The 26,353-nt window shown below is 64.7% G+C and carries 19 protein-coding genes; 8 read left to right on the top strand and 11 right to left on the bottom strand.

Features of this window, described 5'->3' with window-relative positions; translation table 11 throughout:
* Positions 1-124 precede the first annotated feature (124 nt).
* Positions 125-1,540 carry a sensor histidine kinase gene (locus AC54AF_RS06765; RefSeq protein ID WP_496635914.1) on the top strand — a complete coding sequence of 472 codons (1,416 nt, stop codon included), beginning with the start codon at positions 125-127 and terminating at the stop codon, positions 1,538-1,540.
* 66 nt (positions 1,541-1,606) lie between these two features.
* On the opposite strand, the gene AC54AF_RS06760 is transcribed toward AC54AF_RS06765, so the two are convergent.
* Together AC54AF_RS06760 and AC54AF_RS06755 are read right to left on the bottom strand one after the other, a co-directional pair.
* Positions 1,607-2,416, bottom strand: a complete 810-nt coding sequence (locus AC54AF_RS06760; protein WP_077406202.1) for a Crp/Fnr family transcriptional regulator — start codon at positions 2,414-2,416, stop codon at positions 1,607-1,609.
* Positions 2,417-2,642: 226 nt separating this feature from the next.
* On the bottom strand, positions 2,643-4,700 hold the full coding sequence (locus AC54AF_RS06755; RefSeq protein ID WP_496635913.1) for a methyl-accepting chemotaxis protein: 2,058 nt from the start codon (positions 4,698-4,700) through the stop codon (positions 2,643-2,645).
* A gap of 174 nt (positions 4,701-4,874) precedes the next feature.
* Here AC54AF_RS06755 and AC54AF_RS06750 point away from each other — a divergent pair, with 174 nt between their 5' ends.
* A complete protein-coding gene (locus tag AC54AF_RS06750) occupies positions 4,875-6,551 on the top strand; it encodes a peptide chain release factor 3 (RefSeq protein WP_131686422.1) in 1,677 nt (558 codons plus the stop codon).
* 149 nt (positions 6,552-6,700) lie between these two features.
* On the opposite strand, the gene AC54AF_RS06745 is transcribed toward AC54AF_RS06750, so the two are convergent.
* Positions 6,701-8,593 carry a putative bifunctional diguanylate cyclase/phosphodiesterase gene (locus tag AC54AF_RS06745; RefSeq protein ID WP_496635912.1) on the bottom strand — a complete coding sequence of 631 codons (1,893 nt, stop codon included), beginning with the start codon at positions 8,591-8,593 and terminating at the stop codon, positions 6,701-6,703.
* A 750-nt stretch (positions 8,594-9,343) separates the two neighbouring features.
* Between AC54AF_RS06745 and rnk the strand changes: the two genes are divergently transcribed.
* On the top strand, positions 9,344-9,751 hold the full coding sequence (gene rnk / locus AC54AF_RS06740; RefSeq protein WP_162835757.1) for a nucleoside diphosphate kinase regulator: 408 nt from the start codon (positions 9,344-9,346) through the stop codon (positions 9,749-9,751).
* A gap of 63 nt (positions 9,752-9,814) precedes the next feature.
* Here rnk and AC54AF_RS06735 read toward each other — a convergent pair whose 3' ends face one another.
* The 3 genes from AC54AF_RS06735 to AC54AF_RS06725 form a co-directional block, all read right to left on the bottom strand.
* On the bottom strand, positions 9,815-10,843 hold the full coding sequence (locus AC54AF_RS06735) for a transporter (RefSeq protein ID WP_496635911.1): 1,029 nt from the start codon (positions 10,841-10,843) through the stop codon (positions 9,815-9,817).
* Between the two features lie 116 nt (positions 10,844-10,959).
* A complete protein-coding gene (locus AC54AF_RS06730; protein ID WP_496635910.1) occupies positions 10,960-11,682 on the bottom strand; it encodes a YXWGXW repeat-containing protein in 723 nt (240 codons plus the stop codon).
* A 200-nt stretch (positions 11,683-11,882) separates the two neighbouring features.
* Positions 11,883-12,131 (bottom strand): hypothetical protein, encoded by a 249-nt coding sequence (locus AC54AF_RS06725; RefSeq protein WP_496635909.1) that lies wholly within the window; start codon positions 12,129-12,131, stop codon positions 11,883-11,885.
* 322 nt (positions 12,132-12,453) lie between these two features.
* Here AC54AF_RS06725 and AC54AF_RS06720 point away from each other — a divergent pair, with 322 nt between their 5' ends.
* The 5 genes from AC54AF_RS06720 to AC54AF_RS06700 all read left to right on the top strand — a co-directional run bounded on the left by AC54AF_RS06720 (position 12,454) and on the right by AC54AF_RS06700 (position 19,250).
* Positions 12,454-14,775 (top strand): coiled-coil domain-containing protein, encoded by a 2,322-nt coding sequence (locus AC54AF_RS06720; RefSeq protein ID WP_496635908.1) that lies wholly within the window; start codon positions 12,454-12,456, stop codon positions 14,773-14,775.
* A gap of 19 nt (positions 14,776-14,794) precedes the next feature.
* Entirely contained in the window at positions 14,795-17,107 is a 2,313-nt protein-coding gene (locus AC54AF_RS06715; protein ID WP_496635907.1) for an SUMF1/EgtB/PvdO family nonheme iron enzyme, read from the top strand.
* 62 nt (positions 17,108-17,169) lie between these two features.
* Entirely contained in the window at positions 17,170-17,889 is a 720-nt protein-coding gene (locus AC54AF_RS06710; RefSeq protein WP_496635906.1) for an SIMPL domain-containing protein, read from the top strand.
* A gap of 78 nt (positions 17,890-17,967) precedes the next feature.
* Positions 17,968-18,366 (top strand): OsmC family protein, encoded by a 399-nt coding sequence (locus AC54AF_RS06705; protein ID WP_353656554.1) that lies wholly within the window; start codon positions 17,968-17,970, stop codon positions 18,364-18,366.
* Positions 18,363-19,250 carry a pirin family protein gene (locus AC54AF_RS06700; protein WP_496635905.1) on the top strand — a complete coding sequence of 296 codons (888 nt, stop codon included), beginning with the start codon at positions 18,363-18,365 and terminating at the stop codon, positions 19,248-19,250. Before AC54AF_RS06705 ends, AC54AF_RS06700 begins: the two co-directional genes overlap by 4 nt.
* A 6-nt stretch (positions 19,251-19,256) precedes the next feature.
* On the opposite strand, the gene AC54AF_RS06695 is transcribed toward AC54AF_RS06700, so the two are convergent.
* The 5 genes from AC54AF_RS06695 to AC54AF_RS06675 form a co-directional block, all read right to left on the bottom strand.
* Complete coding sequence (locus AC54AF_RS06695; RefSeq protein WP_496635904.1) at positions 19,257-21,737, bottom strand: TonB-dependent siderophore receptor; 2,481 nt, start codon at positions 21,735-21,737, stop codon at positions 19,257-19,259.
* A gap of 114 nt (positions 21,738-21,851) precedes the next feature.
* Complete coding sequence (locus tag AC54AF_RS06690; RefSeq protein ID WP_496635903.1) at positions 21,852-22,814, bottom strand: FecR domain-containing protein; 963 nt, start codon at positions 22,812-22,814, stop codon at positions 21,852-21,854.
* Positions 22,814-23,332 carry a sigma-70 family RNA polymerase sigma factor gene (locus tag AC54AF_RS06685; protein ID WP_496635902.1) on the bottom strand — a complete coding sequence of 173 codons (519 nt, stop codon included), beginning with the start codon at positions 23,330-23,332 and terminating at the stop codon, positions 22,814-22,816. Before AC54AF_RS06685 ends, AC54AF_RS06690 begins: the two co-directional genes overlap by 1 nt.
* Positions 23,333-23,437: 105 nt before the next feature.
* The gene (locus AC54AF_RS06680; RefSeq protein WP_496635901.1) at positions 23,438-24,040 is read right to left on the bottom strand and encodes a metal-dependent hydrolase; all 603 of its coding nucleotides are present in this window, start codon (positions 24,038-24,040) and stop codon (positions 23,438-23,440) included.
* A gap of 522 nt (positions 24,041-24,562) precedes the next feature.
* On the bottom strand, positions 24,563-26,131 hold the full coding sequence (locus AC54AF_RS06675) for an FHA domain-containing protein (RefSeq protein ID WP_496635900.1): 1,569 nt from the start codon (positions 26,129-26,131) through the stop codon (positions 24,563-24,565).
* Positions 26,132-26,353 lie beyond the last annotated feature (222 nt).

Here is a 26,353-nt window from a genome sequence, read left to right as displayed (position 1 = left end):
AACATGATCGCTCAGCCAGCTTGCCAGCACGACTTGTGCAGTGCAGCAGTTTGTGGCGAGGACTATAATTGGCCGGCGTCGGCGCTCTCTCCCGCGCCGAACCTTGCTAAGGATGCACATCAGGATGTATTTCACCGCTGAACCGGCCCCGAATCACCGCCTGCCCCTGTACAAGACGATCCTGTGCGTGACTTGCGCCTTGCTGCTTGTGCTCAATGGTTTCAGTCTCTTTCATAACCTGCAGTCGCTGAAGGGCACGAACGCCTTGCTCAGCCAGAGCGCCCGCGTGGCGGACCGCCTGCAGTACCTGAACGTGCTCGTGCTCGACGCGGAAAGCAGCTTGCGCGGCTATTTCATTTCCGGCTCCGAGACCTATCTGGGGCCGTCGAAGACGGCTTCCACCGAAATCGAAAACGAATTCAACGAGCTGCAAACCTTGCTCGCGGGCAGCCCCACCCAGCTGAAGAACCTGGGCCAGCTGAAAAGTTTGATCCGTCGCAAGATGTCGATGTTGCAACAGTCGATCGACGTCTACAAGCAGGGCGGGCTGGCCGAGATCGTCAACATTTCCCGCGTGACCGATGACCGCGCCACCATGGACGAGATCCGCCTGCAGGTGGTGATCATGACGCGCGAGCAGAATGAAGCGCTGTCGTCCGGCAGCGCCGCCTTTTACCATGAGTACCAGAAAGCCGTGCTGCTCGGCATCGGCATCAATGCCCTGGCCATCCTCGTGCTGATCATGTTTTACCAGCTGGTGCGGCGCAGCTTCCAGAACCGCGCGGCCGTCGAGTATGCCTTGCAAAATGCCAATGACACCCTGGAATCGACGGTCAGCAAGCGCACGGAGCAGCTATCCGTGCTGTCGCGCCATTTGATCAGCGTCAATGAAGTGGAAAAGGCGCGTCTGGCGCGCGAATTGCACGATGAACTGGGCGCCAACTTGACCTCGATCAGCATGGACCTGGGCGCCGTCACGCAGCAACTGGCGCACACGCAGCCGGAACTGGCCGCGCAATTGCGCCGCGCCAAGGCCACCTTGCTGGAAACGGTGGAACTGAAGCGCCGCATCGTCGAGGATTTACGCCCCAGCCTGCTGGACAACCTGGGCCTGTGCGCCGCCATCGAAAGCTATTGCGAGGATTTTGCGCGCATGAGTTCGGTTCGCTGCGAAACGGACGTGGCCATCAATATCGACAACCGCGAAGCGACCCTGACGATTGCCCTGTTCCGCATCGTGCAGGAATCGCTGACGAACATCCTCAAATATGCACGCGCCGGCATGGTCAGCGTGACATTGAAACGCAACGAACACGGCCTGGTGCTGCGCGTCATCGACGACGGTATCGGCATCACCGAAGATGCACTGCAAAAACCCATGTCACACGGCTTGCTGGGCATGCGCGAGCGGGCCTTGCTGCTGGGCGGCACCCTCACCGTGCGCCAGGGACCGGAAGGCAAGGGGACATGCGTGGAAGCCGTGATTCCCCTACCGCTGACGCCGGAGCCGGAAGAGATCAATGAGGATGCCAGCGTCTGATTTCTTCTCAGCATACAAAAATGGCCGGGCATGCAGCCCGGCCATTTTTGTATCTGTCCTGTCAGATCAGCAGCGTGAAACGTCGCGCAGCAAACGGTCGTATTCCGTCTTGGCGACCTTGTAGCATTCGCCCGCATAGCATTCCAGCCCGGCGCGGTCGAGCACCGTGATATTGCCGCGGCGATAGTGGATCAAGCCTTCTTCCTGCAGCTTGCCGGCGGCGGCCGTGATGCTTTCGCGGCGCACGCCCAGCATGATGGAGATCAGCTCTTGCGTCACTTTCAATTCGTTCGATGGCGAACGGTCCAGGCGGTCCAGCAGCCAGCGGCACAGTTTTTGCTCGATCGAGCTGTGGCGGCCGCCGACGGCGTTCTGCGCCATTTGCGCAAACAGGGCGTTGGTGTAGCGCATCAGCAACTGGGGCAGGGCGCCGCCTTGATTAAAGGCATCGCGCAAGCTTTGCGTTTTCAGGCGGTAGCCGTAGCCGGCGCTTTGCACGACGGCCGTGCACATGGCGCGCTCGCCTGCCAGCAGCGAGGCGCCGGCCACGCCTTCATGGCCGACGACGGCGATTTCCGTCGTGGCGCCATCTTCCATCACATACAGCAGCGAAATGATGGCGGTGGTGGGGAAGTAGCTGTATTCCAGGTTGTTGCCGTAGGCATACAATTCCTTGCCGAAAGGCAGTTCCACCAGTTCCAGGTCTTCGAACAGCGATTCGAGCGCGGCGCGCGGCAGGGCGGCCAGCAATTCATTCTGTTGGGCACTGCTGAGGCTAACCCGCGACGCAAGCTTGATTTCCCGGCCGGCCGCCGGCATGGCGCGCGGCAGCAACTGGTTCTTCTGGACCGGGGTGATAAGTTGAGTATGGCTCATAGTATTCCTCACAGGCTTTTTACATCGGAGTGCGACTGCCGCGTTGCTGGTCAAAAAAAGCTGCCGTACTCATGTGGTAACGGCGTTTTATTCAACCGCGCGGTGCAGATCGCGATGTAGCTACTTTAAAAGCTTATGTAAGTGGCGAACATAAGATTAGCAGTCGCCACTTTGTAGTCTCTTTTGAGGCGAAATTGTAGTCCTTGTCCTACATGCACACTTTTGACTAGCTAGCCTTGCGCCGTTCTGCGCGATTTTGTGATATGACGCGCGGCTTGTTGGCGCTCCACAGGCCGGCCGGACGCACGCTGGGCAAGCCGTCGCGCACGGTCGCGGCACTCGTCTGGCGCGTGCCAGGGGCCTCGTGTTCCCCCAGCCGGAAGCGGCTGACGGCCTGCGTCAGCGCCTCGCCTTCCTGGTGCAGGCGCTGCGAACCGGCGCGCGCCTCGTCGACCAGGCCCGCGTTCTGGCGCGTCATGTCGTCGATTTGCGCCAATGTCTGGTTGATGCGGGCGATCTCGCCATTCTGCTCGGCGCCGGCGCTGCTGATGCGTCCGATGACTACGGATACCTGCTGCACCGCATCGACGACTTGCCGCATGGTGCTGCCGGCCGCATTGACCAGGTCGCCGCCCGCATCCACGGTGGCCACGGAATCGCCGATCAGGCGCTTGATTTGCTGCGCCGCCTCGCTGGAGCGTTGCGCCAGGCTGCGCACCTCGGACGCCACGACGGCAAAGCCGCGCCCCTGCTCGCCCGCGCGCGCCGCTTCGACGGCCGCGTTCAGGGCCAGGATATTCGTCTGGAAGGCGATGCCGTTGATGACGCCGATGATGTCGACGATCTTGTGCGAGCTGGCCTTGATCGAGGCCATGGTCTCGACCACGACGCTGACGGTCTCGCCGCCGCGCAGGGCCACCTCGGCCGCCGTTGCCACCAGGGTGCGACCCTGTCCTACGTGGGCTTCGTTGCGGCCCACGGTGGCCGTCAGCTCGCGCATCGCGTCCACGGTGGCGCCCAGCGCGTCCGACTGCGTGGCCGTGTGGCCGGACAGGGCGGCGTTGCCCTGCGCGATATCGGCGCCGGCCGCCGCGATGACGGCCGCGCCGCCGCGGATTTCCTGCACCAGGCTGGCCAGGCCATGCGTCATGGCGCCGAAGTCGCGTACCAGGTCACCGATTTCGTCATGCGCCTGCGAGGTGATGCGCTGCGACAAGTCGCCCGCCGCCGCCGCGCCGACGGCCACGCGCAATTGCGTCACGTCGCGCGCGAACGCGGCATAGAAGCCCGCGCACAGGTAGGCGGCGGCCAGCAACACCAGCAGCATGGTCGCCAGGATCAGGGCGCGGCGCGCCTCGTCGCGCGCGATGCGCTGCGCCAGCAAGCCGTCCAGGGCGGTGGCGGAGGCGCCAGAGAGCGCTTGCAGGGCATCGATCGCCTGCATGCCGGCCGCATGGAATTGCGCGCCCGAGGTCTGGTCGTAGGAGTTCGTCACCTCGTTTTTCGTGCGTTCGAGGAAGGCCAGCGCGGCCGGCACGGCTTTCAGGGCTGGCTGCAGGCTGGCGCGCAGTTCCGGCTTGGCGGCGAGAATTTCGTCGAAGCGGGCCGGCAGGCGTTCCAGTTCGTGGCGTGCGATCAGGGCGTTGGCGTTGACGAGTTGATCTTCATTCGCCTCGAACAGGCCCGTGTCGATATAGGCGGCGCCGCGCCCGGCGATGTCCGACAGGCTTTCGGCCAGGTCGGGCAGGGTGGCGGTAAACACGGCGCTCAGGTGGTTGGCGCCCGCGTCCGGGTCCAGGCTCAGGTGGGAACGGTCGGCCACCAGCTGGCCCAGTTTGGCCGCCTGGCGCAGCAGCGCCGTGTGCGCCGCGTAGCTGTCGCGCGCCGCAAGGCCCGCCTGGCGGCCCAGCAGGGCTTGCCACTGCTTCGTCAGCTCGGCCGCCTGGGGCATGCCAGCGCCCGCCGGCAAGCGCGCCAGGGCCGCCAGCGTGGCCGTGATGCGCGTATTCAGGGCCGTGTTGTCCATGCCCGCCTTGCCGCTCAGACGCAAATGTTCGAGGCCGCGCCGCTGCTGCAGCAGCCGCGTGCCTTCCTGCAGCTGGCGCACGTACGCCACGCCCTGCTGCGCATCCTGCGCCTGGGCCAGCGATTTCCCCAGCTCCGAGATCAGCAGGGTGGTCGCCAGCGCCAGCGGCAGCACGAAGACCAGGCAGACAAGCATGAATTTGGGCAGCAGGCGCAGGCGCTGCATGAGTCGGATGGCGGGAGTGAGGAGCATTTTCATCGGGTTTCCAGGGTAGGGTGACAACATTTCTGCAGTGCAATGTTGCCTGCGGATTGTGACCCCTTGATGAAGTGGGCGATTTTGCTTTTCGCCACAGTGAAGCAGTTCACACGGAAGGCCGATCCTTCTGTAAAATCGAGGGTTTTTTGCGAGGGCCATATTATGGTCACCAATATGGCCAACGAGAACGACAGCAACACCCCCGATTCCACTGACAATGCGGACATCGCCGCAGCGCCAGCCAGCAGCAAGGCGCCGGCCGTGATCGCGCGCGAAGTGCAGCGCCGCCGCACCTTCGGCATCATTTCCCACCCGGATGCCGGTAAGACCACCCTGACGGAAAAACTGCTGCTGTTCTCGGGCGCGATCCAGATGGCCGGAACCGTCAAGGCGCGCAAATCGGGCCGCCACGCGACGTCGGACTGGATGGAGATCGAGAAGCAGCGCGGCATTTCCGTCGCTTCCTCGGTGATGCAGTTCGAATTCCGCGACCACGTCGTCAACCTGCTCGACACCCCGGGCCACCAGGACTTCTCGGAAGATACCTACCGCGTGCTGACGGCAGTCGACTCGGCGCTGATGGTGATCGATGCGGCCAAGGGCGTGGAAGCGCAGACGATCAAGCTGCTGGCCGTGTGCCGCATGCGCAATACGCCGATCGTCACCTTCATGAACAAGATGGACCGCGAGACGCGCGATCCGCTGGACCTGCTCGACGAACTCGAATCGGTGCTGAAGATCCAGTGCGCGCCCGTCACCTGGCCTATCGGCATGGGCAAGAACTTCCGCGGCGTGTACCACCTGCTGAACGACGAGATCATGCTGTTCAAGGCCGGTGAGGAAAAGGCCGACGGCGCCTTCGAGATCATCAAGGGCATCGACAACCCGCGCCTGCAGGAGATGTTCCCGCTGGAGATGGATCAGCTGCGCATGGAAGTGGAACTGGTGCACGGCGCATCGAACCCGTTCAACCTGGAGGAGTTCCTCTCCGGCGTGCAGACGCCCGTGTTCTTCGGTTCGGCCATCAACAACTTCGGCGTGCGCGAGATTCTCTCGGCGCTGGTCGACTGGGCGCCGGCGCCGCGCCCGCGCGACGCCACCGTGCGTTCCGTTGATCCGACCGAGCAGCCATTCACGGGTTTCGTCTTCAAGATCCAGGCGAACATGGATCCGGCTCACCGCGACCGCATCGCCTTTTTGCGCGTGTGCTCGGGACGTTTCGAGCGCGGCATGAAGGTCAAGCATTTGCGCCTGGGGCGCGAGATCAAGGTATCGAACGTGGTGACCTTCATGGCATCGTCGCGCGAACAGGTGGAAGAGGCGTATGCGGGCGACATCATCGGCTTGCCGAACCACGGCAACATGCAGATCGGCGACAGCTTCTCCGAAGGCGAAATGCTGACCTTTACGGGCATTCCGTACTTCGCGCCGGATTTCTTCCGCTCCGTGCGCATCCGTAATCCGCTGAAGATCAAGCAGCTGCACAAGGGCTTGCAGCAGTTGGGCGAAGAAGGCGCGGTGCAAGTCTTCAAGCCGGTGCAGGGCGGTGAACTGGTATTGGGCGCCGTTGGCGTGCTGCAGTTCGAAGTGGTGGCCAGCCGCTTGCTCAACGAATATGGCGTGGACGCCGTGTTCGAGGGCACCAGCATCAGCAGCGCGCGCTGGGTCAGCTGCGACGACAAGCGCATCCTGCAGGATTTCGAAAACGCGCTGGGCCACAACGTGGCCTACGATGCGGCCGGCAACATGGCTTACCTGGCCACGTCGGGCGTCAACCTGCGCCTGACGGAAGAGCGCTGGCCGAAGCTGACGTTCCACGCCACGCGCGAGCATTCGGCCAAGCTGGCCTGATGTGAGTGGTGTCGGGTTACGCGCTGCGCGCTAACCCGACCTACGCCGACCTGCCTGTTCATGGCGTAGGTCGGATTAGGCCGACGGCCGTAATCCGACAATATCGTCAGCATCAAATGGCGTCATCCGACACCCTTGTTGGCGGCAATTCAAGCCGGCAAAATCGTGCGCGTACTCCAGTCGCGCCGCTCCAGCAGCAGCGCCGTCAGCTGCGCCGCCGTCATCGGGCGGGCAAAGAAGAAGCCCTGCACATTGTCGCAGCCGGCTGTTCTCAAAAACTCCACCTGTTGCAAGGTCTCTACTCCTTCGGCCACCACTTTCAGGTGCAGGCTGTGCGCCATGGCGATGATGGCCGTGACGATGGCTTCTCCCTCGCCGGGCAGGTCGTGCACGAAGCTGCGGTCGATCTTCAGCTGGTCGATGGGCAGACGCTTCAGGTAGGACATCGAGGAATAACCGGTGCCGAAATCGTCGATCGACAGGTGGATGCCCGTTTCCTGCAGGCGCCGCATCAGTTCCACGTTGGCGTGGACATTGTCCATCAGGACGCCTTCCGTGATTTCCAGCTCCAGCAAGCCATGCGGCAGCTGCGTTTCTTCGAGGATGGCGCGGATATCGTCCATCAGGCCCGGGTCGCGCGCCTGGCAGGCCGACAGGTTGACGGCCACGTGTTCGAGCGAATCGAGCAAGCCCGCCTTGCACCAGAGGGCCGCCTGGCGGCAGGCGCTTTGCAGCACCCAGCGTCCCAGGTCGACGATGATGCCGCTTTCCTCGGCCACGGGGATGAACTCGGCAGGGCTCAGCTGGCCCATGTCGCGGCAATTCCAGCGTATCAGCGCTTCCACGCCAACGATACGGCCGCTGCGCAAGTCGATCTGTGGCTGGTAGTGCAAATACAGTTCCTCGTTCTGCAGAGCCTTGCGCAGGTTCGCTTCCATGCGCAGGCGGCGCTGCGCGCGCAGTTCCATTTCGGCCTTGAAGACGGCGTAGCGGTTCTTGCCCTGGTGCTTGGCGTGGTACATGGCCGTATCGGCATTGCGCGTCAGGGTTGCCACGTCGTGCGCGTCGAACGGGTACAGGCTCACGCCGATGCTGGCGCTGACATACAGCTGGTGGCCTTCGAGGTCGAACGGCGCGGCCAGCACGGCAAGGATCTTGCGCGCCACGCTGGCCATTTCCGAGGCGTCGTCGGCTGGTTCCACGATGACGACGAATTCATCGCCGCCGATGCGGCAGATGATGTCGGTGCCGCGCAGGATGGCCACCAGGCGCTCGGACACGAGCTTGAGCAACTGGTCGCCGCAGTGGTGGCCCAGCGTATCGTTGACGATCTTGAAGTTGTCCAGATCCAGCAGCAGCAGGCCCACGCTGCTGTCCTGGCGGTCGGCGCGCGCCAGCGCGTAGGCCAGGGCGTCGTTGAATTCATGGCGGTTCGGCAACTGCGTGACGGGATCGACGTGGGCCAGGTAGTGCAAATGGTTTTCCGCATGCTGGGCGGCCGTGCGCGTGCGGCGCACCATCAGGAACGTCAGGCCGAACGCGCACAGGCAGACCAGCAGGGTGAAGGCGGCAAACTGCGCCAGGCTGGCATATAGTGGCGCCAGGCTGGCGCTCAGGTACAGCGCGCCGCCGCCGGGCAAGGTCTTCAAGATGGCGGCGCTGCCGTCCAGGTAATCGATCTGCAAGCCGCTGCGTGGCGCCGCGGGCGCGGCATCGGTGCTGCTGCGCGCGTAGCGGGAAAATGGCGTGCCATAGGGGCTGTAGAGCAGTGCTTGCCGGATATGCGGGGCGGCGGCGAGGGAAGCGAGGAGTTGTTGCGCTGCAAGACGATTGTCCTGGCGCATGGCCTGCGTGGCGGCGGGCGCCAGCATGTCGGCCTGGATCTGGAGGTTGCGCTGGAAGGATGCCTGGAGGGAAAACAACTGGAAGAAGATCAGCAGCAGGCTGGCCATGGCCAGCATGGCCGCCGCGGCCAGCAAGTTCAGCCTGGCAATCCGGTCGCCGCGCAATTGCGCCGACGGCAGCATCAATGGCGCCATCATGACGCTTTCTCCTGCCGGCCCCGCTTGCCGCCGCCCCGTGTGATCCCGCCTCGCCCTGCCATACTTTACGTTCCAGTCTGATGAAAACCGAAGTGAGCCGGAACTCTCAACGTGTTGCTAAGTGTTGCTAAGGCCGACATATTGTCATTTTGCAGCGTGAAAGTACAGGGCGCGCGGCAATTTAGTGTGCATGCCGCAAGCCGGTGGCAGCAGGCTAAGTAGGTCGTCATAAATTATTGTGATTTCTGACTTCCATAACCGGCGCTCTGCGGCGTTACCCGCTGCTAGCAGTGTCTGCACTGCGTCGCAACGGGCGCCTTGCAGCGCATCCGGTTCTGTTCGTCATAACTTCACAATAATTTCCCACGACCTACTTAGGCGACAAGACAGGCGGAAAAGGCGGGGCGTGTCTTTCTAATAATAATTCCAGATGAATTCTAATCCTTTTTTTGCCCGCCGGTTTTTTTCTTTAAAAACATGCTGACGGTAAACAAAATACCATCAAGAATAACTTCAATACCTGCGACCATCCCGGCACGGATTAATTTCTTGTCCGTATGGCCGATTGCAAGTCATTGATTTTAATAAATTTTAATGAAGATTGCGCGAACGCTATGGCCTTGCTCCGCGAGTTCGTCCATAATCCGCTGATGATGGACGTTCTGATGCTGTTTGTTTTGTCTGCCGCGGCCAAGCAAGCTGCCGCCAGCAAAACCGGACGTCGCCCTAATGATCAATAGTGAGGATATCTTGGAAAAAAAACCAAAAATTATTTTGTCGTCACAAGACCTGGAACGACTGGAAGCGTTGTTGTATGCCTTGGGTAATAATCTGTCGCCGGACAAGGCTGCCTTGCTCGACGAGCTGGGCCGTGCCGAGGTGCTCGAGCCGCAAGAGATTCCGCCGACCGTCGTGACGATGAATTCCACCGTGCGCTTCACGGTGGAAAACAAGGAGGAATTCTGCCTGACGCTCGTGTATCCGAAGGATGTGGAAGGCCAGGCCGACCGCATTTCCGTGCTGGCGCCCGTCGGCAGCGCGCTGCTGGGCCTGTCCGTGGGCGACAGCATCGCCTGGCCCATGCCGGGCGGCGTGGTGAAGGTCAAGATCGAGGAAATCGTTTACCAGCCTGAACGGGCCGGCGAATACCACCGCTAGGCGCAGCAAGCACGGATGGCGGACGGCGCCTGCCGTTCGCCTGCCAAGCCGTGTTTCCAATAGTCAGCTATTGCGTTGCACGCGCACCACCAGCCATCCCGCCACGACGGTAAACGTGACGATGATGGCGACGATGATCCAGAAGCCCTGCGGATGCTGGGCCAGCGGAATTCCCCCCACATTCATGCCCAGCATGCCGGCGATGATGTTGATTGGCAAGGCCAGCACGGTGACGATGGTCAGCACGAACAGGCTGCGGCTGTTTTCCTCGTTGACGCTGGCGGCGATCTCTTCCTGCAGCAGCTTGATGCGTTCCTGCAAGGACGACATATCGCTGAGCACCACCGAGAATTCCTCCGTCGACTGGCGCAATTCCAGACTGTCCAGTTCCGAGACCCATGCAGGCGGGCGTTGCAGCAGGCGGAACAGGGCGGCAGGTTCCGGCGCCAGCAGGCGCTGCAGCCGCACCAGCACGCGCCGCATGGCGCCCAGGTCTTCGCGTTTCGGCACCAGGCGCCCGGCCAGCAAGTGGTCCTCGATATCGTCGACCCGCGCCACGGCGTCGCGCACGATGTTGACCAGTACGTCGGCCTGGTCGCGCAGCAAATGAATCAGCAGCTCCACCGACGAGCGGATCGGCTCGTGGTTCTTGATGACGGCCTGGCGCAGGCGCTCGATCGACTGCAGCGGCGCGCGGCGCGCCGTGATGACGAGGTTTTGCGCCACGCTGGCCCACATGGTGGAAATGTCGGACGCCTCGAACGAGAAATTGTGCACCACATCGTTGACCACGGCGATCAGGGTGTTTTCCGCCTGTTCGATGCGCGTCGAGCGCGAGCCCTGGTGCAGGGTTTCATAGAATTCGTCGGCCAGCTGCGTATGCGTCATCAGCCATTTTTCGCTGGCCGCATGCGACAAATTGAAATGCAGCCAGACGAATTCCTGCGCCGGGCGCGCCGCCCCATCGGCCAGCCAGGCCAGCGCCGCCGTCGAGTCGAGCGTCAGCGGCTGCCCGTCGCGGCCAAACAGGAAGCCCCAGACCAGGCCCGAGGTGTCCGAGCCGTAGGTGAAACCGGCAGTTTCCATCGCCATCGTGAATCTTTCTCGCGCAGTGTGATTGTTCGTCGCGCGATGTTAATACACGGATGTGTCCGGAAAATGACAAGGCCACCGCGAACGGTGGCCTTGCCGGTAACTACAGGTGCGTGTCAGTTGCGGTTCGGGTTGTCCGGACGCCGGTCGTCGCGGTTGGGGACGCCATCGCCGTCGCGGTCGCGGCGGTTGCCATTGTCGCGGTCATGGCGGTTGCCATTGTCGTGGTCATAACGGTTCGGGATGCCGTCGCGGTCACGGTCGCCGTTCGGACCGCGTGGCGACCAGCGGCCTTGCTCCATCTGCCAGCGTCCATCGCGCTGGTTCCAGACGGGCGCCGCATACACGTAGCCGGGGCGTTCGGCGATCCACACGCCCGGCGTCCAGGCGTAGCGCTGGCTGCGCCATTCCCAGTGGCCCGGGGCCCAGACATAGCCATGGCGCGCGCGCGGGATGGCTTCGCGGCGCGGCGGCGGCGGGGCGATGCGGATTGCGTCATAGCGCACGGGCTGCACTTGCGCGGCGACCCAGCCGCCACGGTCCAGGCGCCAGCGCTTGTTTTCCTGTATCCAGGCGGCGCGGCGGTACTGGTTGCCGCCGCGTTCGCGCAGCCATTCGCCGCCGCTCCAGACGTGGCGCTGGCCATCCCAGTTCCAGTAGCCGGGCGCCCAGACATAGCCGGCGCGCGGCGCGGGCGCGCTCTCAAACCGTGGCGGAGGCGGGGCGTTGCCGACGACAATGCTGACGCCGAGCGGATTCTGCGCCATGGCCTGCACGGGCAGGAAGGCTGCGGCGCTGATGGCAAGCATGGCGGCTGCGTAGAGTGTGATGGGTTTCATGGTGTGCTCCATTTCGGTGATTGCGTGAAATGGACTATAGGCGCTTGCTGGCGGTTTTTCGCCTTTGATTCAACTTATTACAATTGACACAATGCTGTGTGTCCGTGTATCCGTAGCGGATACAAATGCGATGCAAAATGGCGGCCTGGCGCGGCAGTATTCAAGCGGGCGCCAGGCGGCGTGGTGTCAGCATCGGTGGCTCACAGGGTGCTGGCGGTGGCGTTGCCCAGCAAGGCTTGCCGTTCCTCGATCAGCGAGATTTTCTTTTCCTGTTCCGTCATGCGCTTGGCGCTGACCACCACGACGGGGATGGCGCTCGCCTGTGCCACCTCGGCCGTTTTGGAGGCCGATGGCTGCATGAAGCTGACATAGCTGGCGCCGCAGGCGATGGCGACGGCGACGGTGAAGATGGCTTCCATGTTTTTCAAGGCGTTTTTTGGCGTGTTCATGATGGTTCCTTTCGGGTGGCGGGTGGGTATGCATGCACTGTAGCCAGGCGCGGGCCGGTGCGCCATGCGGATGCGACCAGCCGTGGATTTGGCGGGATGATCTGCAAAAAAACGGCGCTGAAATGCCTGCGCGCGCGGCTGGCAAGCCGACCGCTTGAATTGAGGCCTAAATTGCCCTGTATCCGGGCATATGAATGTAATTGCCGCGTGGCATTATTTGACGCTGCACACTACCGCGCGCGGCAAGTGCAGGGCCAGTTGTCCTGCTAGAATCGGCATGGCGGCCCCGTCGCGTGGATAAAAATATCATCAGGAGTCACACATGTTCCAATTGTTTGGTTTTGGCGGCGCCCGCTGCCCGCGCTGCGAGCACAAGAACGGCGCTGCCGCCGGCTATTGCGCGCAATGCGGCTTGTCGCTGGGCGCCCCCGACAGCGACGCGGTGCTGCATGCCAATCAATGGCAACTTGCTGATGGGCAACTAGCCCTGTTCTTCGGCGTGCGCGAACTGTCCTCGCTGTTCGGCAGCGCGGCGCGCCGCCTGCAGGTGCCGGCCGCGTCGCGCGCCTGGATCGTGCAATCGGACGCTTTCACCTTGATACCGGCCGGCGACTACGACAGCGCCGCCTTCTTCGCGCGCCTGCCCGCGCTGCTGCCGGCGCGCGCCGCCGAAGTGCTGATCGCGCGCGCCGACGCCGTCAGCCTGGAATTCGACTTGCCCGGCCTGGCCAGCACGGAGCGGCTCAACGTCGCCGCGTCGCTGCGCGTGGACATCGCGCTGGGCCAGCCCGATGCGTTCGCGCGTCAGTTCATGCGCGCGCCTGGCGCCGTCACGCGCGCCCACCTGCACGCCTTGCTGCTGCCATCCGTGCGCCAGATCGCGCTGGAATTCATCGGCAGCCGCGCGCTGCGCGAGATGGACGCGAATGCCGACCTGCGCCCCGAACTCAATGAACGCCTGCAATCGGCCCTGACGCAGCGCCTGGCGCCCAGCGGCCTGGCCGTGGCGCGCGTGGAAACAATCAGCCTGCGGCACGACAAGCGCGAGGGCGAGGCCGGCGCCAGCATCGGCACCCTGTGGCTGGGCGGCTTGCCGGCGCAGGAACTGGAGCAGCACAGCCTGGAACGCATGAAGCAGCTCGACCAGCTGTATGACGAGGAAGAGTGGCAGCGCATCCGCCGCGAGGAACTGGCGGCCCGCCACGCGCATCGCCGCGCCGAACTGACACAGGACGCGGCGGTGGAAAAGGCTGAACTGAACCACCAGGAAGCGGAGCGCCTGCAAGCGCTGCGCGGACGCCAGATCGACCTGTACGGCCGCATCCTGGAAGCGAAGTCGCGGCGCCAGGCGCTCGACCATGGCGCCGCGCTGGCGCTGGGCGAGCTGGAACAGGAACTGGCGCAGAAGGGCGCGCAGCGTGCCGATGAAGCGGCCAACTGGGAACACGTGCGGGCGCTGGCCGCCATCAAGATGCGCAGCGAGCTGGAACTGTCGCAGCTGCACGGGCGCGAACAGATCCAGCTGGCGCAACAGCGCTTTACGCACCAGGTGCACCTGCAGTCGATCGCGCAGCAAGTGGAAAGCGCGCTGCTGATCGACGACGAGACGGGGCGCCGCGCCCAGCTGGCGCGCCTGCGCCAGGCGGAGGCGGATGCGGCCCGGCGCGAGGCGCAGCTGGAGGCGGAGCAGCACCAGGCCGCCTGGCAGGGCCTGATGCTGGCCAACGCGGCGCGCAAGCGCGAAGCGGAGCGGGTGCAGGAGTGGGAAGACCAGATGCAGCTGGCGCGCCAGCGCGAATTGCTGCGCGCCGAGGCGCACAAGGATGAAGCGGCCCAGGTGCAGGCGGCGGAAATCGCGGAAAAAGTGGCGGCGCTGCGGCGCGGCGGCGCCCGCGAGGACGCCATCGCGCAGCAGGAAAAGCTGTTGCGCACCATCGAGGCCGACGGCGTGCATGCGCGCCAGCTGCAGCAGCAAACGCAGCTGGCGCAGCTCGACGCGCTGGCCATCGAGGAACAGCGCCAGCAGCTGCGCCAGCTGGAACAGGAAGCGCAATGGCAGCGCGACCTGCTGGCCATGGCGCAGCAGCGCGAAAGCGATTATGCGCGCTGGAAGGGCGAGTATGAAGCCCTGCTGGCGCAGCAGGCGCATGCGGCCGAACTGGCGCGCATCGACATCGACCGCATCGAGAAAATCGGCAGCTTGAGCGACACGGGCAAGGTGGCCATGGCCGCCGGGCAGAACGCGGCCGCGCTGGCGCAAGTGCTGAAAGTGCAGCTGCAGGCGGGCATGAGCGCCGAGCAGATCCACGCGCTGGCGGCGCTGGCGGCGGCAGAGAACAGCGTTTCTCCCGCCGATGCGCTGCGCATGGCGCAGGACGGCGTGGCGCAGGAGCGCAGCTACCTGGAAGGCCAGGCGGAACGCGAACGGCGCCAGCAGCTGGACCTGATCAACCTGCAGAATGCGGCGCACGCGCATGGCCTGTCGGCGCAGGCGCAGCTGGGCGTGGCTGTGGCGCAGGCGCTGCAGCCAAGTGTCGGGCCGGGCGCCGCTGCGCCGCTGCGCTGCAAGAACGGCCATGCGCAGCGCGCGGGCTATCCGGAAGATAAATTCTGCGCCGCCTGCGGCGCCGCCCTGCAGCCTTGATGGAAGCGTTTCACCCCAGATGATGCAAAAAGCACGAGACAAACTGCGGGAACTGCGCGCCCTCCACGACGACGGGCTGCTCAGCGAGCAGGAATTTGAACGCCGCAAGAACGCCATCCTCGACGCCGAGTACGCGCCGCCCGGCGCCGCGCCTGTGGCCGCGCCGCTGCCCGTGCGCCAGGGCACGGAGCTGGGCTTCATGACGGGCCAGGAAATCGGCCCGCAAAACCGCCGCTACCGGCTCGAACGGCTGATCGGCACGGGTGGCATGGGGCAGGTGTGGCAAGCCACCGACCTGGCCACGCACGCGGAGCTGGGCAGCAGCGAAATGGTGGCGCTGAAGATCTTGCCGCCGCAGCTGACGCAGAGCGCCACCCACGCCAAGCTGCTGATCGAGGAAGCGACGCAGGCGCGAAAGCTCGCGCATGAAAACATCGTGCGCGTCTACGAGTGGGCGCAGGACCCGGCCACGGCCAGCTATTTCATCATCATGGAATGCCTCGATGGCGAAGACCTCGAGCACTATCTGGCGCGCGAGGGCGCTCTGCCGCTGTCCATGGTGCAGCAATTGCTGCAGCCGGTGGCCGAGGCCCTGTCGTATGCGTGGGAAAAGCACAAGCTGGTACACCGCGACATCAAGCCGGGCAATGTCTTCCTGACGGCGAAGGGCGACGTCAAATTGCTCGACTACGGCATCGCGTCGCGCGTGCGCAATGCGGACAGCAGCCTGGCGCTGGACATGCCGAATGCGGGCACGCACGGCTACCGGGCGCCCGAGGCCGGCGCCAACCAGCGCCAGCCCAGCCCGCGCCTGGACGTGTATGCGGTGGCGGTGATGATTTACCAGATGCTCGAAGGGCGCATGCCGTTCGACGATGCGCGCAGCGCCAGCCATCTGCCCTCGCCACCGCAGGCGCTCAATGCGGCGCAGTGGCAGGTGTTGCAGAACGGCTTTTCGCTGACGGCGGAACTGCGTCCGCAATCGGTGCAAGCCTTGCTGGAAAACCTGGAGCGCGCGGCCGGGCCGTCGCCCGAAGAACTGGCGGAACAGGCGCGCCAGCAGCAGGCGCGCCTCGCAGAGCAACAGCAGCGGGCGGCGCTGGCCGCCGAGCAGGCCCGCGAAGAGGAGATCAGGCGGGCCCGCATACGCCAGGAAGAACTGGACCAGCGCCGCAAGGCGGAAATCCAGGCCGCCGCGCTGGAAAAGCAGCGCCAGGACAAACTGCGCCGCGAGCAGGAGGCGCAGCGCCATTTCGAAGCGGAAGAGGCGCGCAAGCTGCGCAAGGAAGCGCTGCGCGGCCAGCTGCGCGCGCGCCGCGAAGCCGATGCCGCCACCGCCTTGCAGGAACACCAGGAATTGCAGCGCAAGGCCATCGTCGCCAAGGCGGAGGCGGCCTATCGCGCCGAGCAGGAACGCGCGCGCCGCGAAGAGGCCAGCCGCGCCGCCGCCGCATCTGTTCCTGCGCCGGCATCTGCGCCGGCGCCGGAACCCGCACACGCGGAACCGGTGGCCAATGCGGAAGGCATCTTGCGCGATGATTTTCTCGATGGCGCGGGACAGGGGCCGGAACTGGTGCTCATTCCCAGCGGCCGCTTCCAGATGGGCGCGCACGAGACGGAACACAAGGCGGCCATCCAGGCCGGCTCGCAGCAGGCCTGGCTGGAGCGCGAGATGCCGCAGCACTGGGTCGGCATCGAGCGCCCGTTCGCGCTGGCGCGCCACCCCGTCAGCGTGGGCGAGTGGCGCGCCTTCGTCAAGGCGACGCAATGGGCGGGCGGGTCGGAAACGGACTGGGACAATCCCGGTTTCGTGCAAACCGACCAGCACCCGGTGGTGGGCGTGAGCTGGAATGACGCGCAGCTGTACCTGGCGTGGATGAGCGAACGCACGGGCCGGCGGTACCGCCTGCCCAGCGAGGCGGAATGGGAATACGCCTGCCGCGCCGGCACGCGCACGGCCTTCAACGTGGGCGACACCATCAGCACCGAGCAAGCCAACTACGATGGCCTGTACGTGTACAACGGCGGCCCGCGCGGCGTGTACCGGGGCGGCACCACGCCGCTGGGCACCTTCCCGCCGAACTCCTGGGGCCTGTTCGACATGCACGGCAATGTGTGGGAATGGGTGCAGGACGTGGTGCACGACAATTACGAAGGCGCGCCCGTCGACGGCAGCGCATGGGAAGAGGGCAGCGACAGCAGCCGGCGCATCCTGCGCGGCGGCTCCTGGCTGTACCACCCGCGCTATCTGCGCTCGGCCTTGCGCAACGGCTTTTCCACCGTGCTGTCGAACGATATCGTCGGTTTCAGGGTGGCGCGCACGCTCGATTAATTCATTGTCAAATATGTCATCTTGGCGGATACTCCATGCACCTTCACCGTGCCGGAGTCTCCGTGTCCAAACGCCGCCTGCTGTCCCTGCTGTTCTCCTGCCTGCCCATTTCCGCCCTGGCCGGCGATCTTCCCTCCTATCCCTTCATCCACGCGACGGGCACGGCCTACAGCTTCGTCACGCCGGACCTGGGCGAGATCGATTTCGACGTCAGCGTCTTCGATCCGGCGCCGGACGTGGCCAGTGCGCAGGTAGCGGCGCGCATCGCGGAAATCAAGGCGCTGCTGGTGGAACAGGGCTTGGCCGAGGCGGCGGACGGCATCGAGGTGCGCGACGTGCGCAAGGAAATCCGCAAGGGCGCGGACCAGGACCCGGCCAACCCGCAGTACCTGATCAAGGCAAGCGTGCATATCAACGTGATGGACCTGTCGAAATGGCCCGCCGTCATGCGCCCGCTGCTGGCCATGCCCAACCTCGATGCGTTTGCCGTCACCTTCGGCGCCACCGAGCGCATCCGCCTGGAAGAAGAACTGATGGGCGAGGCCGTCAAGGATGCGCAGCGCAAGGCCGATTCCATGGCGCGCGGCTTCGGCAAGCGCGCGGGCGCCGTGGCCGGCATCTCGTCGGACCAGCTGAAAAACCTGGGCAATGCGGTGGGCCTGGTGCCGTCCGACCGCTTGCAGCGCGCTAACAGCCGCCAGCGGCAAAATCCCGAAGACATGCTGATGGTCACCAGCCTCAAAATGGCGCAGACGGTCGATGCCCTGTTCCGTATCAAATGACCAGGTAGCAGTGGAGCAGGCTGCGCAAAGCGGGCAAACGGTGTAAATTGTGGCTTTCCAAACGCAGCAAGGAACGCCATGACCATCAAAGCCATCCGCGACCAGTCGCAAGCCATGCGCCACATCGTGCACGTGCGCGATCACATCATTTCCGCCGACGCCTCGGTGGAGGAGGGCGGCGGCGATGCCGGCCCTTCGCCGCACGACCTGTATGACGCGGCCCTGTCGGCCTGCAAGGCGCTCACGGTGGTCTGGTACGCCAGGCACAAGGGCATCCCCCTGGAACACGTGGAAGTGTCGACGGAGCGCGATGCCAGCGAAGAGCGCAAGGGCGTATACCGCCTGGCCGCCACCCTGCACCTGACGGGTGACCTGACGGACGCGCAGCGCCAGGAATTGCTGGCCGCAGCCGGCAAATGCCCGCTGCATAAATTGATGACGGCTGTGACCACCGAAGTGACGACGGTGCTGGCATGAGCGCGGCCATCCTGAAAAGCCACGAAAAGGACCTCGGTGGCGGCTTCGTCGTGCGGCGCCTGTTGCCCTCCGCAGTAAAACAGGCCGTCGGCCCCTTCATTTTCTTCGACCATTTCGGCCCCATCGACGTGGCGCCCGACGCCAACCACGACGTGCGCCCCCATCCGCATATCGGCCTGGCCACCGTCACCTATCTGTTCGAGGGCGCGATCGACCACCGCGACAGCATCGGTTCCTGCCAGCGCATCGAACCGGGCGCCATCAACTGGATGACGGCCGGGCGCGGCATCGTGCATTCCGAGCGCACGCCGTCCGACCTGGCGGGCCAGCCGCACCGCACGCACGGCTTGCAGCTATGGGCCGCGCTGCCAAAGGCGCACGAAGAAGATGAACCGAGTTTCACGCACACGCCGCAAGCCGACATTCCCGTCGTGCCGCTCGATGGCGCCGTCGTCAAAGTGTTGATCGGCACGGCGTTTGGCCAGACGTCGCCCGTGCGCACCTACATGCAGACCTTGTATTTGGACGTGGCGCTGCAGGCGGGGCGCGAGTTGCGCCTGGAGGGCTTGCCGGCGGAATCGGCGGTGTATCCGATCAGCGGGGACGTGCTGGTCGATGGCGTGGCGCTCGCGCCGCACACCATGGCCTTGCTGGAAGCTGGGGCCGCGCCCGTGGTGACGGCAGGCGGCGGCCCGGTGCAATTCGTGGTGATCGGCGGCGAGCCGCTGGACGGCCACCGCTTCCTGTTCTGGAACTTCGTCTCGTCGAGCAAGGAGCGTCTGTCGCAGGCCGCCGACGACTGGAGCGCCCAGCGCATGGGGCAAGTGCCGGGCGAGACGGAATTCATCCCGCTGCCGAAGGCGCCCATGCGCCCGGCGACCTGACAGTGTTTAGAAGCGCGCGCGCAGGGTCAGTTGCGCCTTGCGCGGCTCGCCATAGAAATTGCCCCACGCAGGCGCACCCACCGTCTGGTAGTAGCGCTTGTCGAGCAAGTTCGTCACGGACAGCGACGCCGTCCAGTTGCGGTCGATCTGGTACGCGGCGCGCGCGCTCCACAAGGCGTACGCGCCTTGCGCCACCGTCACGTCGCGCGTGGTGCGCGAGCTCTCCGTCTGGAAATTCACGCCGCCGCCCACGCTCCACTTCTGCAAGGCGCCGGGCAGGCGGTAGTCGCTCCACGCGCGCAGCATGTGGCGCGGCGAGTAGGTGCTGGCGAACATCACGCCCGCATTCGACGTCTGCTCCAGGTACTTGAAGTTGTTCAGGGTATAGCCGGCGAACAGTTGCCAGCCCGGCGCCACTTCGCCGCTGATTTCCGCATCGACGCCTTCGCTGCGCACCTTGCCCGCCGAGAAATAGCACTCCGTGCCGCTGGAACATGTATTGACTAGGTCGAGCTCGGCGCGGTTGCGCTGTTCGATGCGGAACAGCGCCAGCGAGGTATTCACCTTGCCGTCGAACAGTTCTCCCTTCACGCCCACCTCCAGGTTGCGTCCCTTGAGCGGGTCGAGCAGGGCGCCGTCGGCCGTGCGCTGGTTTTGCGGCTGGAAGATGTCGGAGACGCTGGCGTAGCCGGACCAGCGCTTGTCGAATGCGTAGATCACGCCGCCATACGGCGTGACGACGCCGTTTTCGTGGTAGGGGTCGATATATACCTCGCCCGTATCGCGGTACACACTGCTCCATTTGTAGTTCGATATGCGCGCGCCGGCCACCACGGTGAGTGGATCGCTGACGCTGAAGCGGGCCACGCCATAGGCGCCCGTCTGCGTCATTTTTGTTACGCTGGGATCGCCCCGGTAGCTGTTCTCGCGGAACCAGGCGTCGCTCGGTTCGGCCACGCCGTGATTGGGCTGCCGCGGATTGTTCGCTTGCTGCAGCAGGGCCAGGCTGAAATCGCTGTCGCTTTCCAGCCGGTTCGTGCTGACGCCGGCGCTGAAGCCGTGGCGGCGACCGAAGGCGTTGAATTTGCCATCGAGCGACAGGTCGATGCCCTTGTTGGTGCTTCCATAGTCGAACACGCCGCCATACATCATCATGCCGGCCAGGGTGGCGGGATCGAGCGCGCCCTGGCTGAACATGTATTTCACGTCATGTCGCTCGCGCGTGTAGTTGGCGCTGGCCTTGAGCGCCCAGTCGGCGTCGAAGCGGTGCTCGAATTCCGCGAAGACGGCCGTCTGGCGGCTATTCCAGCGGTTCCAGTCGGCGCCCAGGAAGGTCTCGCGGGGCAGTGTCGGGTCGCTGCCATCGCGGTAGCGGGGCATGCCGGAAAAGAACGGTGTCGATTTCAGTTTTTCATGGCTGGCACCCGCCGTCAGCTTGCTGCCCGGCGCCAGGTCGAATTCCAGCACGCCGTACAGCACGTCGGTGCGGCTGTCAGCCACGTCATAGAAATAATCGCGCTGCTCAATGGAGGCCACGGCGCGGCCGCGGATGCTGCCCGCTTCGTTCAGGGGGGCGGTGACATCGATTTCGCCGCGCACGTCGTTCCAGCGGCCCGCGCCGAGCGCCAACTGCACCTGCTTTTCCGCCAGCGGGCGCTTGCGCACCATGTTGATGGCGGCACCCGGCGAGCCCGTGCCCTGCAGCAGTCCCGTGGCGCCGCGCACGATTTCCACGCGATCGAGCATGGCGGTATTGCTGGTAAAGCTGTTCGCCTGCGGGTAGTACATGGCGCGGTTGACGCCGTCGAACTGGTAGGTCTCGACCATGAAGCCGCGCGAATACACATAGCGCCCGCCCATCGGGCTGTCGTACATGGTGATGCCGGTGGTATTGGCCAGCACGGCGTCGATGGTGTTGAGGTTCTGGTCGTCCATTTTCTGCCGTGTGACGACGCTGACGGACTGGGGAATTTCGCGCAGGGTTTGCACGCCCTTGCCGACGGTGACGGCGCGCGCCGCGTACGAGTTGCTGTGTTCACTGACGGGGTCGCGCTCCATGCTGGCGCTGACCGTCACGGGCGCCATGGTCTTTTCCACGCCGGCCGCCGAGGCGGAGGCTGGCGCCGCCTGGCGCAGCACGTAGGCGCCGTTCGGCAGCTGCACGGCTTCCAGGCCGCTGCCGGCCAGCACCTGGGCAAAGCCCTGGGGCACGTTGAAGCTGCCGTGCACGCCGGGCGAGCGCAGTCCCCGCGTCTGCGCGGGATCGGTCGACAGGCTGACGCCGGCGGCGACGGCGAAGTCGTTCAGGGCGGTGGCCAGCGGGCCGGCCGGCACGGCATAGGTTTGCGGCGCGGCGGTCGCGGCGACCTGGCCTTGCGCCAGGGCGGGGGCGGCGATGAAGGCGGCGGGGGCGGCGCATGCCATGGCGAGGACGGCCAGGCGGATGGCGCGCGCGGCGGGATGGAGGACGGGGGTGGTCAGCTGCATGCTCGGTCTTTCTGCTCAGAGGGATAAGAAAATGGCCAATGAATCGGCTTCTTACTTGTCAAGCCGAAGCAGCGCGGCGAAACACCAACCCCTGGCGCAAAAAAAGGAAAATAATTATGCCGGCCTGGCCGCCACCGTGGCCCAGTAGCGCGTGAAGTACGTCACTTGCAGCCCGTGCGAGGCGCACAGGCTTTCCAGCACGGCGTCGATATCGTCGAGGCGGTAAGTGCCCGTGACGGGGCGCCGCGCCACGCCGGCGTCGCAGGCGAGACGCCCGCGCCGGTAGCGCGCCAGTTCCGTGACCAGTTTTTGCAGCGGCCAGTCGGCCGCCACCAGCATGCCGCGCAGCCAGCTGTCCTGGTGCGCCGGCATGGCCTGCACGTCATCCGCGCCAGTGTCGCGAAAGCGCAGCTGCTGTCCCGCTTCCAGGCGGCGCACGGCATCCGGGCGTGCAGCGCAGCGCACTTCCACGGCGTGCTCGAAGACGCTGACGGTGCTGCCATCGTCGTCGCAGCGTATGCCGAAGCGCGTGCCCAGCGCGCGGATCACGCCGTGCGGCGTGGCGACGAGGAAGGGGCGCGGATCGGGCGCCGTCGTGATCATGATTTCGCCATGGTGCAGGCGGATGTGGCGCTGGGTGGCGCTGTAAGCGACATCCAGGGCGCTATCCGTATTGACCTCCAGGCGCCCGCCATCGGCCAGCGTGACGTGGCGGCGCTGGCCCGGCGCCGTGCGCAAGGATGCCGTCAGGGCTTGCCATGAACCGGACTGCAAGCCCGCCTGGCCCAGCGCGATGCCGCCGCCGGCCGCCACCAGCAGGGCGAGTATCCTGGCGGCCGCGCGCCGGCGCTGCCGCGCCGCCTGCAGTGCAGGAATCGCCAGCGCTGCCGGTATCGCGCCCAGCTGGTTGTCCATGCGCTGCAGCAGTTCCCAGGCCCGTTCATGTTCGGCGCTGGCGTCGCGCCATGCCTGCAGGGCGGCCGGGTCGGCGCTGCCGCATTGGCGTTCCACATGCCAATGGGCGGCGGCGGCCAGGATGCTGCGGGAGATGGGAGTGGAAGGGGATGTGCCGAACATCAGCCGGCCGCCAGCATCAGACATTCCGTGTAGGCGCGCACCAGGTGCTTTTTCACGGTTGGCAGGGAGACGCCGAGGCGCCGGCTGATGTCCACGTAGCTGAGTTCCTCGATTTGCGCCAGCAGGAAGATGGCCCGCGTGCGCGCGCCCAGACGGTCGAGCAGGCGATCGACGGCGAGCAGGGTTTCGATGATGATGGCATGCGTTTCGGCGCACATTGATGCCGGCTCGGCCTGCTGCGCCAGCGCTTCCAGGTAGGCATGTTCCAGCGCCTGGCGCCGGTAGCGGTCGATCAGCAAGCCGCGCGCGATCGTCGCCAGGTAGCCGCGCGGCTCGCGCAGGGGCGCCAGCGGTGTCAGCTCGCGCTTGCCCAGCAGGCGCAAGAACGTGTCCTGCGCCAGGTCGGCCGCTTCGGCGCGGTTGCCCAGCTTGCCGCGCAGCCAGCCATATAGCCAACCGTGATGCTCGCTGTACAGGTTTTTCAGGTCGATGGCATGGACGGGACTGACGGTGCTCACTGCGTTCTCCGGGCAAGGGAAGAGCTGGGCTGGCGGAACGCGGGGTGCCGGCTGGCTGGGCTGTTTGAGAATGATACGCATTATCACACTGCCATGCCGCCGGCGTCAATTGGCGTGGGCTCCCAGGCGCCAGCGTTCCTGCCACTGTTGCAGATCCGCCCACGCTTGCTGCAGGGCAGTGGCGGACCAGTGCAGCAGGCCATCAAACGCCAGCACGGTGCGCTGCCAGTGGATGCCGTCAAAAAACACGTGGTCGGCCACGATGGTGGCGGCCAGCCAGGCGGCGATGATGACGATGATGTCGTGGCGGCCGCTTTTCCACCAGCGCAGCGAGTGGCGGCGAAAGATCCATGGCACGCCCAGCGGATTGGGCCAGTCGGCCAGCAGATGCATGATGCCGCCGGCGGCAAAGCCGAACAGGGGCGGCGCCCACAGGTGGTGCGGCAATTGCAGGTAGGTGTAGACGAGCAGGGCGATCCAGGCCAGGCCCCAGTGCGTCCATGTGCGGTGCGTGATCCACAGCTTGTGCGTGCGCGCCCACCAGGCCACTTCCAGCCAGTCCGGCGCCGTGCCGCCCAGCGCCCCCATGACAAAGGCGAGCACGCTCAGCACTTGATAGGGACCGCCGGCGCCAGCGTGCGCGACCAGGGCTGCGGCGATCACGCCGGCAGCCCAACCGGTCGCATGATGCGCTTTGTTGGAAGCCATAGAAAATGTAAAACGCCATGCGGGCGCTGTGTGAAATGCAGGAGGATATTAACTGGATGAATATACAGTATGCACGGGCGTGGAGGGAGCTTTTTGCAGAATATCTGCTATTAAAATGTTAAATTGTGTGTCGGGATGGCCTTGCCAGCGCACTCGGCAACGCATGCCGGGCCGTCAAGTGTGTTGTGCGGCTGATAATGTAATTGGCGCGCTGCGCGCTATGCTGAAGGAAGTTGCTTGATTAAGGAGGTCTCGCCATGAAAATCCCGCGCGAATTGCAGATTCCCGCCATCGTGTTTACGCTGGAAGCGGTGTTTATACTCGGCTTGTCGATGATTTTTCTGGTACTCGTGCCGCGCTAGTGCCTTGTGGGTAACTGCAGATTTACAACACTGAACAAAACCGTAGCGAGCGGAAGGAAGAGGTGGTCGAGAAGCGCAACCGTACTCGGTACGGGGGCGCCGAGCCGGTGAGCATCGCAGGCCGCCTATACCGACGCGCAGTAGGTTTGGTTCAGTGTTCCTATACAGTAAGCACGTTGCTGCTATCGCACAGCGCCGCGCCTTCGGTGCGGATGATCCAGCATTCCGGATACGGTTCGCTGGCGAAGCGGTTGTGCCGCGCGAAGCCGCTGAGCTTGTCGAGTGCGGTGGCGGGCGCCAGCGCTGTTTCCTTGCCGCTGATGGTGTCCAGGTGCCAGAAGCCGCCGTTGCGGTGGAACAGCACGGGCAAGCAACTGGCCTGCGGCGTGGCAAGCTGGCTGGCCGGCGTGGGCTGGGTGTCGGGCAGCAGCAGGTAAAAACATTCGGCGCGGGCGCCGTGGTCGATGCGGTGCAGGATCACGCCGTGCGCCAGCAGGGCCGTAACGCTGAGCACGACGATGCCCTTGATGCTGGCGGATAATTCGATGCGCATGCCCAGGCGCAGGGCGACGGGCTTGTGCTTGCCGGGCCACACGCCGTCGAGCAGCACACCGTAGCGCGATACATCCTCGATTTCAAAGCCTTGCTGGCCGCGCCGGATGATGGCGTGGCGGCCCGACAGGCGGCGCGTCAAGCCATTGTTGTCCTGGCCGTCGGGGCTGAAATGGCTGAGCAGTACATCGGCTTCCGGGTCCACCAGTTCGAAACGCCCCAGCATGCATTCTTCCAGCGCGAACAGGCGGATCTGGCGCTGTTCGCCCGCTTCCGGCGCCGCATTGACGAGGCAGGCGGCCTGGCTCGGGTGAGGATGGCAGTGGCTGGCGGCGGGCAGGTCGACTTCGATCAACTCCTCGTCCCAGGCGATGGTGGTAAAGCCCATGTCGATCTTGCCTTGCGGCGCAGATAAATCCACGTGGGCAATGCCGGCATTGCGCGCCGTCACGTCGAGGTTGCAGCCATCGCCACCCGTCACGCGGGCGATCGACGCGTCATCGGCCATCACGCGCACGTTCTTGTGCGTGCTGAGGAAGATCTGGTGGATTTCCGTCAGGGTGGCGTCGCGGCGCGGCACGAGGATGACAAACGTGCATACCCATTTCTGCGCCACGGCGCCATCGACGTGGCTGTGCACTTCGACGTCGATCTGGTATTGCCCGTGTTCCTTGTTGCGGGAAGAAAACTCGACAAACACGGGACGCCAGTCGCCGCGCGTGGTGCGCACGAAATCATGCTGCACGTGCCCACGGGGGATCAGGTCCGAGCGCAGGCGCAAGGCCAGCTGCGGTGCGCAGGCGGCGCTCATGCCGCGCAATTCCATTTTCAGGGTTTGCCGTCCGCCTGCCGCGCGCGGATCGAAGCCGCTGATGTGCAGGTGGGCTTGTATGGGCTGGTAGGCCGGGGGAGCCGTTGGCGGCGCAACGGGCACGGAGCGGGCCGCCGCTTGAATGGCAGCATTGCGAATCACAGCATCACGAATAACAGCATCACGGGCAGGGGCGTGCGGAAGCGCCGTTGCCGATGGCTCGGAACGGGTGCTGCGCAGTGCGGTCAACAGGTCGTAGCTGCTGGGGGCAGTCGTCGCTTGCGGGTGGTTGCCCGCGCAGACTGTTTCCCCAGGCAAGACCCAGAAGGTACAGTGCGGGTGCTCCGGGTTGCTGCATTTTTTCATGACATTCTGACTCGAATCGAGCGGCGATATTTTGCCCTCTGTTATACATGAGAGCTTACGCGCTTTTGCGCCTGCTTGGCAACTTTCAAGGCGCCGGAAGGCGCTCTTTTTGCCCAAATTCATGTCCCTGGTCACACCTTGCCATACATGTCATGGAAACTATTGTTCAAAAACACATTTTATATCTTTTTGGATATGTTATTTTGATATTGCATGGAGTCG

It is taken from the genome of Janthinobacterium sp. JF4 (genome assembly GCF_059617925.1).
This window is presented reverse-complemented; position numbering and strand designations above follow the sequence as displayed.